We start from the raw sequence: 14,173 nt of genomic DNA, 5'->3' as shown, positions 1-14,173 counted from the left end.
CGGGCGGCGGACATCCGCTACCGGGCCACGACCGGGCCGATCGGCCAAGGGCGGCAGCGGAACTGGCCGGACCATGACGGGTTCCGTAAGTTCCCCAAGAATTAACAGGACCGCACAGATATTGACGCGTTGTCATGCCGCGTGCTGCACTGGCCCGGCGCACGGCAGTGTGATTCACGCTCCGCGTGTTTACGTTCCCACCGTAGGCGAGCCGACGCGGACCTGACCTCACTCGCCGCCGCTCACCGCCGCCCCGGTGCTGTGCCCCGCCGTTCTCCTGGCCCAAGGAGTCACGCCATGTCCTCTCCCGACAGCCCGCTCGACCGCAGAGTTTTCCTCACCGCGGCCGCCCTCACCGCCGGCGCGGCGGTGCTGCCCGGCGGAATCCTGTCCACGCACGCCGCAGCCGCCGTTCCGCCCCAGGTGACGCTGCCGCAGCGGGGCATATATGACACCGTTCCGGCGTCGTCGTGGACCGACGGTTTCGTCACCGGCAACGGTGAGTACGGCGCGGTGCTCCACGGGACACCGACACTGGAAAAGATCGTTCTCAACCACCACCGCTTCGTGCTGCCGAACGCCACCCGCGACGTGACGCCTCCCGTCCTGGCCGACCGTCTGGACGCGGTACGGGACATGGCTCTGGCAGGCGACTACTGGGGCGCCGCCGGGACCTTCGCCGAGGGCTGGTCCCTGCACTGGACCCAGACCTTCCACCCCGGATACGAGCTGCGGCTCAGCACGCCCGGCGCAACCACCTCCAACGACTACGCCAGGATCACCGACTTCCGCACCGGCGAGGTCACTCACACGTGGACCGACAGCGCCGGCATCTGGAAGCGGCGCGCCTTCGTCTCCCGGGCCGACAAGGTCATCGTGCACGAACTGCTCCCTGCCGGCGGCCGGACAGTGGACACCACGCTCACGGTGAACACCGAACTTGAGGGCGTTTCCGGCGACGTCTCCTTCACCACGATCGCCACCGCCTCCGGCGGGCAGGGCTACCTCAACCTGCGTGGCACTTATCCGTCAGGCCAGGGGGCGTACGGATACGAGGGCGTCACCAGGGTCGTGGCCACGGGCAGCATGGCCTCGGTGTCGGTCAGCGGTGACACCCTGGTCGTCTCCCGCGCGGCCAAGGTGCTCCTGCTGACCAAACTGGGGCGGTACGAGAACGCCGGCGACTGGAACGCCAAGCCACTGCACGCCGCACTTGCCGCACTCCCCACCGGCTACACCACCCTTCTGGGGCGGCACTCGCCGTTGCACCAGGCGATGTTCGACGGTTCGAGTCTGGACCTCGGCGTTTCCGCGGCCGACCGTCAACTGTCCACGTCCGAGCTGACCGCACGGCAGAACAACGACCGGTCGGTTGTCGACATCGCGCTCCTTGAGCGGATGTACGACAGCGGGCGGTACCTCTTCGTCAGCTCCAGCGGAGTACTGCCCCCGCGGCTGACGGGCATCTGGTCGGGCAGCTGGAACGGTGCCTGGGCCGACGACTTCACCACCGACGCCAACATCAACCTCCAGGTGGCCGGCGGCAACATCCTGAACCACGGAAAGGCCATGCAGGGCTACTTCGACCTGGTCCTGGGACAGCTCGACGACTGGCGGCGGAACGCTGCCGATCTGTACGGCACCCGAGGCTTCCTCGCGCCGTCCCGTACCGATGGCGAGCACGGCCACATGCTCCACTTCAACACCACGGACTTTCCCGGCCAGTGCTGGACCGGCGGCGCCGATTGGATGCTGTACCCGCTCCTTGAGTACTACCAGGTGACCGGCGACACAGCGTTTCTCCGGGACAAGCTCGGCCCGGCCCTGATGGAACTCGCCCTGTTCTACGAGGACTTCCTCACCAGGACCGACGCCGACGGCAGGGCGGTCTTCGTTCCGTCGGTCTCCATGGAGAACTCGCCCTCCAACACAGGCCAGATGCTCTCCATCAACGCCACTGGCGACATCATGGCGGGCCGTCATGGTCTGCAGGCGGCTGTCGACGCGGCGAACCTGCTCAACGCGGAGCAGGGCGCCGGTCAGGGCGTGGCACGCTGGACCGCCCTGCTGGCCAAGCTGCCCGACTACAGCGTCAACGGCGACGGCGCCCTGGCCGAATGGTCCTGGCCCGGCCTGAACGACCGCTACAACCACCGGCATGTCCAGCACTTGTACGGAGCATGGCCGCTGCACGAGATCAACCCGGAGCAGAAGCCCGACCTGGTGTTCGCGGCACGCAAGGCGCTGAGACTGCGCGGCGACGAGAACCATTCGGCCCACGGCAGCCTCCACCGCGCCCTGGCCTGGAGCCGCCTGAAGGACGGAGCGGGCGTCTACGACAACATCCGTAAGATCCTCGCCCGCAACATGGTGTGGCGCTCGCTGGTGACCTCGCACAACCCCGACCTGCATATCTACAACTGCGATGCGGCCAACGCGCTTCCGGCGGTCATCGCCGAGTCCCTGGTCTGCACCAGGCCGGGCCTGCTGGAGATCCTGCCCGCCCTGCCCGATCAGCTCGTACGGGGCACGATCCGCGGTGTGAGAGGCCGCAACCGCGTCCTCGTCGAGAGCCTCACGTGGGACACCGCCGCCCGTACGGCCACGGTCACCCTCGTCTCGGACATCGCCCAGACTCTCGACTTCGTGTGCCGTCGCGGCATCACATCGCTCACCACCGCGGCGCCCGTGGCGGCTTCCCCGCTCGGCAACCACGCCAGGAAACTGTCCCTCACCGCTGGGTCCCGCACCCAGGTCACCGTCGGTCTGCTCACCGGGACCTTCCGAGTGATCAATCGCGCCAGCGGCAAGGTCCTCGACGTGGCCGACGAGTCGACCGGCAACGGAGCATCCGTCATCCAATGGCCCTGGTCGGGCGGTGCGAACCAGAAGTGGCGACTGCTGCCGAACTACGACGGATCCTTCCGCCTGGCCAACGTCAACAGCGGCAAGGTCCTCGACAACCCGGGGGCGTCCACGGACCACGGTCGACCCCTGGACCAGTGGACGGACACGGACGCCCCCAACCAGTGGTGGAATCTGCTGCCCGGGGGGACGGAGGGCCACTACCAACTGGTCAACGGAACCAGTGGGCTGCACGCGGACGTGGAGAACGGTTCGACGGCCGACGGCGCGAGGATCGTCCAGATGCCCTTCCGAGGTTCCGCCGGCCAGGAATGGTTCCTCGCCGGCCTCTGACCGCCACGGCCTTCCCCTGTCCTCGTGGCGGAGCGAGTACGCGTCCGCGAGAACGATGACGACGAGGGTGGTCGCCGGGCCGAGGTCAGGGAGGCTGTCGTGGGTGTGCGCGGGAATGGAAGCTGTGCCGGGACCGGTGATCCGTGACGTTCTCTTTTGTGGAACCCACTTTCTCTTTTGTGGAACCCATTTCGATCTTCCGGCGTCCACTTCCATGACGGACGACTGCCATCACCCGGGAGAGCACGTGGCGAAGAAGGACCCGACAACAGACGCGGCGAGCGAGAAGGACCGCGAGAAGTGGATGGCGCGTTTCCAGGTACGGCTTGCCATGCAGCCGGGCGTGGACCGGGCAGTGGTGCTCCAGGCGGTCAAGGAGGTCACGACGCACTGCGCGGATACGGGAGAGGACCCGCAGTCCGCTTTCGGAGCCCCGGACGACTATGCCGTGCAGGCCGCCGCGCGGCTGGTGCCGGCGGACCGGGCGGCGCGCGCGAGGCGGCACGACGCCGCGGTGGACGCGATCGGCTCCGTACTGAAAAAGGCCAGGGACGCCACGGGTCTGTGACCGGGTGCGGCTGAGCTCATCCGTCCCGAGGCCCTGCGGCCGGCCGGCCCGCTGCCCGATATTGATCAGCTGGGCGGGCAGGACGACCGCGGACAGCTCTGTCCGGGGGCGAGGTCGTGCGGGACACTCAACGAGGCGTCGAGGACCGTTCCGTCCGCCGTGGTGATCGAGACCTCCGTGTATGGGGAGATCTCCGCGTCGACGACTCGAATAGGTGATCGAAGCCGCTCAAACCGCCGGACAGGCAATCGGCCAGAGCTTGACCGGGAACGGCCGGGCACAGCCGACGACGACACCCGTCCGGAACCACACGTACCCGGAACCACACGTACTGAGACGGACCTGGCCAGGCGTTTCGGCCTCGTCCGGCGGCGTCCGAGGTCATTACGGCAGTGGTCTTCGCCGTGGTCTTCACCGCATGTGAGAGCAGTCGGCGTCAGGGTCGCGCGTGATGGCGATCACGTCGTCGAGCCGGTCGCGCACAGCGAGCAGGTCGGTGATCCGCTGGTCGATGCGGACACGCTCGGCCGTCAGCTGGCCCAGGAGTGCCGGGGCCGCTTCACCCGAGTCCACGCACGGCAGCACCTGGCGGACCACTCTGCTGGGGAGGCCCGCGGCATACAGTTGTTGGATCAGCCGGACTCGGCCGACGGCCGTGTCGGGGTAATGCCGCTGGCCGCCTGGGCTGCGGTAGGCCGGGAGCAGATCCTGTTCCTCGTAGTAGCGCAGCGCGCGAACGCTCACTCCCGCCTTGTCGGCGACCTCACCGATGCGCACCGGTCCTCCTCCTCTGTTCGGGCGACCAGCCCGACTTGCACCTGACACCAACGTCAGGTTTTAGCGTAGTGGGCGTCGGCGCTCGCCGAACATTCGCCCCACTCACCCCACTGATCTCACGAACGGCCGGTTCCGGCCACGTGGAAAGGCAGAACGTCATGCGCGCAGCCCGCTATCACGAGTACGGCGGTGTGGAGACTCTTGTGGTCGAACAGGTACCGGACCCGCATCCCGGGCCCGGCGAGATCCGCGTCCGCGTCGCGGCGGCCAGCGTCAATCCCGTCGACTGGAAGGTGCGTTCCGGCGCGGTGCGAGAGGTGCTTTCCGTGGATCTGCCCGCGATTCCCGGACGTGATGCCGTCGGCGTGGTCGACGAGATCGGTGAGGGGGTGCAGGGGGTGAGCGTTGGCGACCGTGTCTTCGGGCTGGGCGGCGTCACCGGCGCGACGGCGGAGCTGGCCGTGTTCTCGGCCTGGGCACACGCGCCCACCACATGGACCGACGAGGAGGCCGCCGGTGCCGGTCTGGCGTCCGTGACCGGGATGGGCGGGCTGAAGGCGCTCGGGCCTCTGCGGGGGCGCACCCTTCTCATCGAGGGCGCCGCCGGAGGCGTGGGCAGTGCCGCGGTCGAGATCGCGGTGGCTCAGGGCGCCACTGTGATCGGGACGGCCAGCGAGCGCAACCACGATTTCCTCACCTCCCTCGGAGCCGTTCCCACCACCTACGGCGCCGGCCTCGCGGAGCGACTCGCCGCCCTGGCTCCGGACGGTGTCGACATCGTGCTCGACACCGCGGCCTCGGGGTCCTTGGGCGATCTCATCGCGATCGTGGGCGACCCTGCTCGCGTGTCGACGATCGCCGACCACGCCAACGCGCATCGCCTGGGCGTGCATCTGGCCAACGCGGAGAACGATTCCACGCTCCTCGCCGAAGCGGGTGAACTCGGCCGGCAGGGCCGCTACACACCGCGCATCGAGCGGACCTACCCGCTCGAACAGATCGCGGAAGCGCACGCGTACGCCGAGCGCGGACGCACGCGGGGGAAGATCGTGGTCCGCGTTTGAGCTTGTCCCACCGTTCGGCGCTTCCCGTGGGTTCGGCCACGGGAAGCCCCGTGGGCGTCCGGAGTACGACGGCGTTGCCGTGAGGACCGGCGGCAGGCCCGCTCAGGTGCGCTTCACCGTCATCGTGCAGTGTCTCCGCAAGACCAAGGACGGAGACCTGTGCCGTAACCAGCCGCACAACCCGTGTCCTGCCTGGATGAGTTCATGACCGACCTCGAAGACCGGGAGCAGTAGGCAGGCGTCAGCCGCCACCTGCTGTACTACCTCAACGCCCCCATCGCCGAAGGCTGCTGCCTGCGCGGCGTCCTCCCTGCCCCCGGTGCCGTACGGATTGCCATTCGCGCGGGCGCGCGCGAGGGCGAGGGCCGGCGCCCCGCGCGCGTCCGTCAACGGCGGGCCTGAATCTTCAGGTCGCCGCGGGTCTGTACGCGGATGTGGTCACTGGCGAGCATGGCGTGGGGGAAGCCGAGGTCGATCGCGCTGACCTCGTCCAGGCGCGCCATCTGTGACGGGGTGAGGTCGACGTCGAGGGCTCCCAGGTTCTCCCGCAGCTGTTCGGCGGTTCGCGCCCCGACGATGGGCGCGGTCACCCGTGGGTTGTGCAAGGTCCAGGCGAGTCCGACCTGTGCAGGCGTACTGCCCAGTTCCGCGGCGACCTCCTTGACGACGTCCACGATGGCGAGGTTGCGTTCGGTCACTCCGCCCAGGGCCAGGTTGAAGCTCTTGCGGGCGCTCTCGCTCTGGTCGGACGTCGGTGCGGTCAAGTCCTGGCGGCTGTACTTGCCGGTGAGGACTCCACCTGCCAAGGGGGACCACAGCACGGTTCCCAGTCCCAGCTCCTGGGCCATCGGCAGCAGGTCACGCTCCCCGGTGCGTTCCACCAGGTTGTACTCCAATTGCAGCGCCGTCAGTGGCGACCAGCCGCGCAGGTCGGCGATCGTCTGCATGCGTGAGATCTGCCAGGCCGGGGTGTTGGAGATGGCGACGTAGAGGATCTTGCCTTGGCGCACCAGATCGTCCAGGCCGCGAAGAATCTCCTCCACGGGAGTGGTGGAGTCCCATACGTGCAGGTAGAGCAGGTCGATGTAGTCGGTGTTCAGCTGTCGCAGGCTGGTCTCGACCGCGCCGAACAGGCTCTTTCGGCCGGCGCCCCCGGAGTTGGGGTCATCGGGCCGGCGCAGCGTCGTGTACTTGGTCGCCAGGACGAGGCTGTCGCGTCGGTTTCGGGCGAACTCGCCGAGCATGCGCTCGGAGGTGCCGTTGGTGTAGGTGACCGCGGTGTCGATGAAGTTTCCACCGCGCTCGACGTAGAGGTCGAACAGTTTCCGCGCCTCGTCCTGCTCCGCGCCCCAGCCCCAGTCGTTGCCGAAGGTGGCCGCGCCGAGCGCGAGTGGTGAGACCCGCAGGCCGGAACGTCCAAGCTGCCGGTAGGTGTCGAGCGTGAGCGCCATCGTGTTCTCCTGTGAGGTGTGGTTCCTGGCGTGTGCTGCGTGCGGGCCGGTCGAGGGCCCGTGGATGTTCATCAGGCGCCGAGCCCGTAGCCGCCGGCCACGGTGACGCCCTGGCCGGTGATGTAGCCGGCGGCGTCCGAGGCGAGGAAGGCGACGACTTCCGCGACCGCATCGGATCGGACGACGAGTACGTCGGCGGGGAGTTCGGATCGTGCCCGTGCGAGGGAATCAGGATTCTGCCCGGTGACCGCGACCTGGTAGCCGCGGGTGTGCAGCAGCTCGGCCGTCGCTCTGCCGATCCCGGTCGTCCCGCCGGTGATGAGCACGTTAGGCATGCCAAACCTTTCGTCGCTGAAGCGATGGGTGAGATCACCCGTAACGGGGACCTCCCCGCTTTGCCTCACCGTACACTGAACCGGGGACATCCCCGATTCGTTCCCGAGCCCCGTCCGACACTCACGATCGCGAAGGTCATGACACCTCCACGCAACACGCTGCGCGCCGACGCGCAGCGCAACCGCGAGCAGTTGATCGCCACGGCCACCGAAGTCTTCGCATCCGGAAGCGCGATCTCGCTGGATGCGATCGCCAAGCGCGCGGGAGTGGGGAACGCCACCCTGTACCGGCACTTCCCCACCCGCGAGGACCTGGTCGAAGAGGTCTACCGGGACCAGATCCGCCCGTTGCGCGAAGACGCGCGCACCCTGCTGGCCACCGAGCCCCCCGCGCAGGCCCTCCATGCGTGGATGCGCCGATTCGCCGACTGGGCCGGCGAACGACGCGGCATCTGCGAAGCCCTGGTCGCCATGAGCGCTTCCGGCCGCTTCGGCACCGGACCGGTCTGCGACGAGGTCCAGCAGATTCTGGCGATGATGCTCAAGACCGGGGCTGCGGCAGGAGAACTGCGCAGCGACATCGACCCGATCGACGTCGGCGGCATCCTCGCCGGTCTGCTCTCCGTGGCCGGCGCGCCCGAGCAGCGCCCCCAACTGGACCGCATGCTGGCCGTAGTCGTCGATGGACTCAGGCCCCGCTGAGAGGAAGTGTTCGGTCCGGTCGTGGCCATCATGTCCTTCACCGACGAGTCCGATGAGTCCGAAGCAGGAAGCCCCCGGAAGGGTCAGACGACCCAGGCCGGAATCCCTGGACTTTAGGCCAGGGAGCACGTCAAGACACACTCCGCTGCACGGACGAGGGCTGGAAAATCACCAGGCGTTAGATCCGGGGAATTTGGAGCAGCGGCGACTCCTCGGTGCTGCCCACACCCGTTTCCTGAGCCAAGGCGGCGCGGGGCGGCGTGCCCATCGTTGCGCAACGGCGACCGGATTCGTCTCTCACGTAGCCGATGTGGCGCGCTTCTTTGGCGCGCTTCGTCGATGTCGTGGATGCGCGAGACGGAGCCCGGCGTGCGCTGCCGGTTCGCGGTGAGTGAGCCCGTTCCAGAGATCGGTGCCGAACAGGGGCACCGAGGAGCGCAGGCCCAGGGGCACGAACGGGACGGCCAACGTCGGACAACCAACCAGGACGGGCGCGTTCAACGAAGTCTGCGAAGTCGTTACGCGGATACCGGGAATCGGAAGGCTCAGCGGGTCGTTCGCGCCGGGCTGGCTTCGGTACGACGACCAGTGGTCTCCCGGGAATGTGTAGCGCGGACGTATCGGAAATCGCATACGCCACCGCAACGGTCTCCCGTCTTCAGTGGAGGAATGGACCACGGTGCATCAACGGTCGGTTCGTTCATCGGGAAAGGATTGTGCTCATGGACTCGGATTCCGTACGGGGTGTCGACCGGCGGCGGCTGCTCGGGTGGGGCGGGTTGACGGCCGCCGGCGTGATGGCAGGCGCGTCGCTGGTGGGCGCCCAGCCCGGCCACGCAGACCAGGCCCCAACCGACCCGATCCCGCCGGAGACCCGGCCTGGCGGAGCCTACGACCGGTATGTGGCGAAGCTGGCCGCCGAGGGCAAGTTCTCCGGCGTGGTGCTGTTGTCGCACCGGGGCCGGACGGTGCTGTCGCGCAGCTACGGCATGGCCGACAAGGAGAAGGGGATCGCCAACCACGAGGGCGTCGCGTTCAGCCTCAGTTCGGCGGGCAAGCCGTTCGGCGCGGTGGCCATGTTGCAGTTGGCGCAGCAGGGCAAGGTGAAGCTGTCGGACACGGTGGGCACCCATCTGAAGGGTTTCGCCAAGGAGATCGCCGATCAGGTGACGGTCCACCACGTGCTGTCCGGCACTTCCGGGCTGGACAGCCCGGAGGAGGACGTGCAACGCGTCTTCCAGAGCCGGGACGAGGTGCACGAGTACTACGAGCAGCGGGCCCGGCAGGCGAAACTGGTGGGCGTCCCGGGCATTCCTGACACCGCCCATGCGGAGGCGGAAATCACCATCTCCGCGCTGATCGTGGAGGCCGTGACCGGCAAGACGTACTGGGACTACGTGCAGGAGAACATCTTCGGGCGCTGCGGCATGACCGGCTCGGCGTTCTGCACCAGGCGACAGTGGCTCACCGACGAGCACATCGCGCACCCATACATGGAGTTGGCCGATGGGAGCGTGGTGGACGCCGTCCGCAACCTGGACCAGAGCAGCCCGGACCCGCACGTACTCGGCAAGAATCCGGGCCGCGCCTTCATCGATGCCCCTGGGGACGGTGGCTTCGTCACCGCGCCGGATCTGGTCCGGTTCGCGCGTGCGCTGGGCGACGGCACGGTGTTGGACCGGCCCTGGGCCGACGTGCTCACCGCTGCCAAGGTCCCCCATGGACCGGCGTCGTTCGGGGCGTACGGGATTCCGGTCTCCATCGTCAACGGCCAGTGGATCTACCAGCGCGCCGGTGGGAACCCCGGTGTCGGCGCCAACTGGGACATCTACCCGTACACCGGCTGGGTCGGTGTCATCCTCAGCAACCGCGACGGCATGCCGCTGCAGGAGATGATCGGACAGGAGATGCAGGCCATCACCGGGGCCCCGGTCGATGGGGGATCGGGTGGCTGAGCTACCGGGGGATTCCGCGTATGCACGGCCAGTGTCGTGCGCGGGGGCGTTTGAAGGAGTGGGAGCAGCGCGAGTGGTCGGGCGGACGTTTCGCATGACACCCATGCTTCTCGGAGTGCCGGACACCACCTGTCCGCTACCTCTGCCATCGTGGCGTACGAGCCGATCGGGAGGCATGGCCCCTGGTCACGGCAGCGCCGCTCGGCATCGACGGCCGACGGCACATATTCGTCACATTGAGGCAAGGAGCAGGTCATGTCCGTCACGACCACCACTCACCTGAACTTCCGGGGCATCGCACGTGAGGCGCTGGACTTCTACCAGTCCGTCTTCGGCGGACGTACTGTCGCCGTCACCTACAAGGACGCGGGCGCCGTACGGAACGAGAACGAGGCGGACTGGGTGATGTGGGGCGAGGTGGTCGGCGACAACGGCTTCCACGTCATGGCCTACGACGTGCCGTCGCAACTGCCCTGGAACCAGGGCGAGAACTCGTTCTTCGTCTCCGTGCGTGGAGACGAAGCCGAGGAGATCAGCGCCCTGTGGGGCAAGCTCGCCGAGGGCTCGACCATCGTGAGTCCACTGGAGCCCGCGCAGTGGGCACCGCTGTACGGCATGCTCACCGACCGCTTCGGCGTCACCTGGGTCCTGGACGTCACCGCTCCGTACAACGGCTGAACCAACTGACCCACCTGACATTCCCGTGCCGTCCGGGACGCCGCCGCACGGGCGGCCCGGACGGCACGGGCACCGAACACGTACGGCAGCGGAAGGAAACGGGGCACCGTGAGGATGCGGAAGCTGGGACGGACCGGCATCGAGGTCAGTGCCTACTGCCTGGGCACCATGGTGTTCGGCAAGATGGGCAATCCGGATCACGACGACTGCGTGCGCATGATCCACCGGGCGCTGGACGAGGGCATCAACTTCGTCGACACCGCCGACGTCTACGGCTACAGCGAGACCGAGGAGATCGTCGGAAAGGCCCTCAAGGGACGCCGCGACGAGGTCGTGTTGGCGACCAAGTTCAACGGACCGATGGGCGAGGGCCCCAACCGCGGCGGCAGCTCCCGGCGTTGGGTCGTCCAGGCGGTCGAGGGCTCGCTGAAGCGGCTGCGGACCGACTACATCGACCTTTATCAGATCCACCACCCCGACCCGTACACGGACATCGAGGAGACCCTCTCCGCGCTCACCGACCTCGTACGGGCCGGGAAGGTCCGGGCGATCGGCTCCTCCAACCTGCCGGCCTCGGAGATCGTCGAAGCCCAGTGGGTGTCCCAGCGGCGTGGACTTCACCGCCTGCGCACCGAGCAGCCCACCTACTCCATCCTCAACCGCGGCATCGAGCGGGAGATCCTGCCCGCCTGCCACCGCTACGGCATGGGCGTTCTGGTGTGGAGCCCGCTGGCCATGGGCCTGCTCACCGGCCGCTACCGCAAGAACGCGCCGCGGCCGGACAACGCCCGCATGAACTGGGTCTCCCGGCACCTCACCGACGAGCGCAAGCTCGACGCGGTCGAGCAGCTGCTCACCCTCGCCGAAGAAGCCGGCCACTCCCTCACGCACCTGGCCATGGCCTTCGCCACCAGTCATCCCGACGTCACCTCCGCCATCATCGGCCCGCGCACCATGGACCAACTGGACGACCTGCTCGCCGGCGCCACCCTCACCCTCGGCGACGACATACTCGACAAGATCGACGCGATCGTCCCACCCGGCACCGACATCGGCCCGCTGGACATCTCCTATACACCCCCCTCCCTCACCGACACGGACCTGCGCCGACGGCCGTCCCACGAGCGAGCCGTCGCGTGAGGATGCCATGACTGTCCTTGCCGCCCGTGCCCTCAATCGCGCAACCCTCGTCCGCCAGCATCTGCTCAGGCGCAGGATCCTCAGGAACCCTTCACCGTGCTGCGATCCCGCCCGCCCGACTTCAAACCCAAACAACTGGACGGGCCGTAGGGGGCGTTGCCTGCGGCAGATTCCGGGCAACGATGTCCTCGACCCGATCGAGTAGGACGAATGGCGCCCGCCCCGGGCAGGGCTCGTTGTCCTGCCCGGCACACATGCTCCACAGTCACCGAATCGATGCGGCAAAACTCCGGGGATGTCCATGAAACTGCTGTTCAGCGCGACCCCTGACTGTGGTCACATACTGCCCTCAATCCCGCTCACGCAGGCGGCGGTAAGTGCCGGCCACACCGTGGGGCTGCTGTCGAGTGCGGAATTCCGAGCCGCGGTCGGCGAAGAACTTCCCCCTTCCGACACCATCTTTGCTCGTCTGGCGCAGAAGGAGAGGAACCCTATTCCTCAACTTCCCGAGGCCAAGAACAGCAAGCTAGGAGGACGGGGATGTTCCTAAGGAGTGCGCTGCTGGAGCGGGCTCAGGAGTGGATCCGACAGGAAATCCACCAGACGGAGGCTCTACGGGATATTTCGGAGATTGAGAGATCCCCTAATGAGGATGGGTTGACGTCGGTGAGCTGGATCCTTGATGGCGGTAACTTCATGGCCCAGGTGGTGCTGTGGGATACCGGGGAATTCGAGGAGGATCTAGCGAACGCGGAAACGGGCCAAGTTCGGACGCGGAGCGGCTGCCTGGCGTCGCCTGATGATCTTGAGTCCTGCCTTGCGGCCGCCCGCGATTGGGTTCTCCAGGACCACTGAGGATTCGCTGAGAAGTGTGCGTTGGCAAGCATGGGCCCCGCCAGGCAGCGTTTGGCGGGGCCCCATCGTGGTCTGACGGCAGTAGTTGACGGCAACGTCAGCGGACGGGGACCGCGCAGAGTGCTGGTTCGCCGCCGTCGTCGTCGGGCTTTGCCAGTGATCTCGGCGGGGTTGCGGAAGGTGTGGCCGAGGGGGTTGATGGCGTCGCGTTGGAGGCGGAGTCGGACGTGGGTGTAGACGGTGGCGGTGACGCCGATGCGGGCGTGGCCCAGAAGTTCCTTGATCACGACCAGCTCAACCCCCTGCTCAAGGAGCAAGGTGGCGGTCGCGTGTCGGAGGTCGTGGAAACGGATGTGGCGGAGCCTGGCCAGGCCCAGCGGGGTGTTGACGTGCCAGGTGAGGGTGGAACCTGCGATCGGGGCGCCGTCGGGGCGAGTGAAGACGTAGCCGCTTTCCTGCCAGCCCGTCCCCGCCGCCTCGCCTTCCTGGAGTTGTCGGCTGCGGTGCTGTTCGAGGAAGTACAGGCGCGGCGTCGGCAGGGCGATGGGTCGTTCGGAGCTCTTGCCTCTTGGCCGGGAGGGCGGTAAAGCCGCTGGAGTTGGTGCGTTGGATGCTGGCGGTTCCGCCGGCCAGGTCGAGGTCTTCCTAGCGCAGGCCGAGGGGTTCGCCCTTGCGGAGCCCTGTATGCAGAGCGAGTGCGAACAGCGGCTGCAACCGGTGACCGCTGGCGGTGCTCCTCCTCCGCGATCCCCGCCAGGATCTTGTGGACGGTGAAGGACACCCCCCGGCATCCGGCGGTCCTCCGGCCGGATCACCGCCTTCGGCGCTGACGTCGAGTTCACCGACCAGGCTGTGGCCGCTTTCGCATTGCGGGATCGACGGTTCCACGAGCGTGGCTACCCGTTCGCCAAGAACTCGTCGAACGTACGCGGCTCGCGCCCGGTCAGCTCCCGCACCGCCGTCGTCAGCTCAGACATCGCGCTGGCTGCCATCTCCGCGTAGAGCCGCAGAAGGTCATCTACGAACCATCCGGGCAACCCCCCGTGCCCGTAGACCCTCAGATGCCTCCTGAGGTGTCAGATCACGGAAGGGAATGGCGAGCTTGGCGGCGATCTCCTCATGCGTCAGCGCCTGCGGCCCGGTGAGCGCATAGGTCTCGCCGCCTTGGAGCGGACCTGTCAGCAGCACTGCGGCACAGGCGGCGACGTCGTAGGCGTCGATGTACGCCACGCGTCCCTCACCGTACGGACCTTCCAGGGCACCGCTGTGGGTGAAGCCGCCCTCGCCGGTGAAGAAATTCTGCATGTAGCCGGTGGGCTGAAGTGACGCCCATCGCAGCCCCGACTCCTTGAGGTGCCGCTCGATCTCCCAGTGCGCGCGTACGGACAACTTCGCATCCGGACCGGGTTGCCAAGTTGATACCTTCACCACCCACGAGAACCTGACAGCC

13 protein-coding genes are annotated in these 14,173 nt (G+C 67.6%); 8 read left to right on the top strand and 5 right to left on the bottom strand.

The window, feature by feature from the left end:
• Positions 1 to 297 precede the first annotated feature (297 nt).
• The gene (locus tag M1203_RS27105; RefSeq protein ID WP_249952423.1) at positions 298 to 3,198 is read left to right on the top strand and encodes a glycoside hydrolase N-terminal domain-containing protein; all 2,901 of its coding nucleotides are present in this window, start codon (positions 298 to 300) and stop codon (positions 3,196 to 3,198) included.
• A gap of 247 nt (positions 3,199 to 3,445) precedes the next feature.
• Positions 3,446 to 3,766 (top strand): hypothetical protein, encoded by a 321-nt coding sequence (locus tag M1203_RS27100; RefSeq protein ID WP_249952422.1) that lies wholly within the window; start codon positions 3,446 to 3,448, stop codon positions 3,764 to 3,766.
• A gap of 411 nt (positions 3,767 to 4,177) precedes the next feature.
• Here M1203_RS27100 and M1203_RS27095 read toward each other — a convergent pair whose 3' ends face one another.
• A complete protein-coding gene (locus tag M1203_RS27095; protein ID WP_249952421.1) occupies positions 4,178 to 4,543 on the bottom strand; it encodes a MerR family transcriptional regulator in 366 nt (121 codons plus the stop codon).
• A gap of 158 nt (positions 4,544 to 4,701) precedes the next feature.
• Between M1203_RS27095 and M1203_RS27090 the strand changes: the two genes are divergently transcribed.
• Complete coding sequence (locus tag M1203_RS27090) at positions 4,702 to 5,607, top strand: NADP-dependent oxidoreductase (RefSeq protein WP_249952420.1); 906 nt, start codon at positions 4,702 to 4,704, stop codon at positions 5,605 to 5,607.
• A gap of 386 nt (positions 5,608 to 5,993) precedes the next feature.
• On the opposite strand, the gene M1203_RS27085 is transcribed toward M1203_RS27090, so the two are convergent.
• On the bottom strand, positions 5,994 to 7,058 hold the full coding sequence (locus tag M1203_RS27085) for an aldo/keto reductase (protein ID WP_249952419.1): 1,065 nt from the start codon (positions 7,056 to 7,058) through the stop codon (positions 5,994 to 5,996).
• Between the two features lie 71 nt (positions 7,059 to 7,129).
• The gene (locus M1203_RS27080) at positions 7,130 to 7,393 is read right to left on the bottom strand and encodes an SDR family oxidoreductase (RefSeq protein ID WP_249952418.1); all 264 of its coding nucleotides are present in this window, start codon (positions 7,391 to 7,393) and stop codon (positions 7,130 to 7,132) included.
• 24 nt (positions 7,394 to 7,417) lie between these two features.
• Here M1203_RS27080 and M1203_RS27075 point away from each other — a divergent pair, with 24 nt between their 5' ends.
• From M1203_RS27075 to M1203_RS27060, 4 genes are all read left to right on the top strand, one after another.
• Complete coding sequence (locus tag M1203_RS27075) at positions 7,418 to 8,095, top strand: TetR/AcrR family transcriptional regulator (RefSeq protein WP_249952417.1); 678 nt, start codon at positions 7,418 to 7,420, stop codon at positions 8,093 to 8,095.
• Between the two features lie 722 nt (positions 8,096 to 8,817).
• Positions 8,818 to 10,050, top strand: coding sequence for a serine hydrolase (locus M1203_RS27070; RefSeq protein WP_249952416.1), 1,233 nt, complete (start codon positions 8,818 to 8,820; stop codon positions 10,048 to 10,050).
• 255 nt (positions 10,051 to 10,305) lie between these two features.
• Entirely contained in the window at positions 10,306 to 10,728 is a 423-nt protein-coding gene (locus tag M1203_RS27065) for a VOC family protein (RefSeq protein ID WP_249952415.1), read from the top strand.
• A gap of 108 nt (positions 10,729 to 10,836) precedes the next feature.
• Positions 10,837 to 11,868 carry an aldo/keto reductase gene (locus tag M1203_RS27060; RefSeq protein WP_249952414.1) on the top strand — a complete coding sequence of 344 codons (1,032 nt, stop codon included), beginning with the start codon at positions 10,837 to 10,839 and terminating at the stop codon, positions 11,866 to 11,868.
• Between the two features lie 572 nt (positions 11,869 to 12,440).
• Here the strand turns inward: M1203_RS27060 and M1203_RS39310 are convergent.
• The gene (locus M1203_RS39310) at positions 12,441 to 13,514 is read right to left on the bottom strand and encodes a tyrosine-type recombinase/integrase (RefSeq protein WP_374404131.1); all 1,074 of its coding nucleotides are present in this window, start codon (positions 13,512 to 13,514) and stop codon (positions 12,441 to 12,443) included.
• A gap of 61 nt (positions 13,515 to 13,575) precedes the next feature.
• Here M1203_RS39310 and M1203_RS27050 point away from each other — a divergent pair, with 61 nt between their 5' ends.
• Entirely contained in the window at positions 13,576 to 13,725 is a 150-nt protein-coding gene (locus M1203_RS27050) for a hypothetical protein (protein WP_249952526.1), read from the top strand.
• 12 nt (positions 13,726 to 13,737) lie between these two features.
• On the opposite strand, the gene M1203_RS27045 is transcribed toward M1203_RS27050, so the two are convergent.
• Positions 13,738 to 14,112 carry a hypothetical protein gene (locus tag M1203_RS27045; protein ID WP_249952413.1) on the bottom strand — a complete coding sequence of 125 codons (375 nt, stop codon included), beginning with the start codon at positions 14,110 to 14,112 and terminating at the stop codon, positions 13,738 to 13,740.
• Positions 14,113 to 14,173: the final 61 nt, after the last annotated feature.

Origin of the sequence: Streptomyces sp. 35G-GA-8, assembly GCF_023534745.1 — a bacterium.
In the GTDB taxonomy this organism is placed as follows: domain Bacteria; phylum Actinomycetota; class Actinomycetes; order Streptomycetales; family Streptomycetaceae; genus Streptomyces.
Note: the sequence above shows the minus strand (reverse complement) of the source record. Positions and strands in the feature narration are given on the sequence as shown.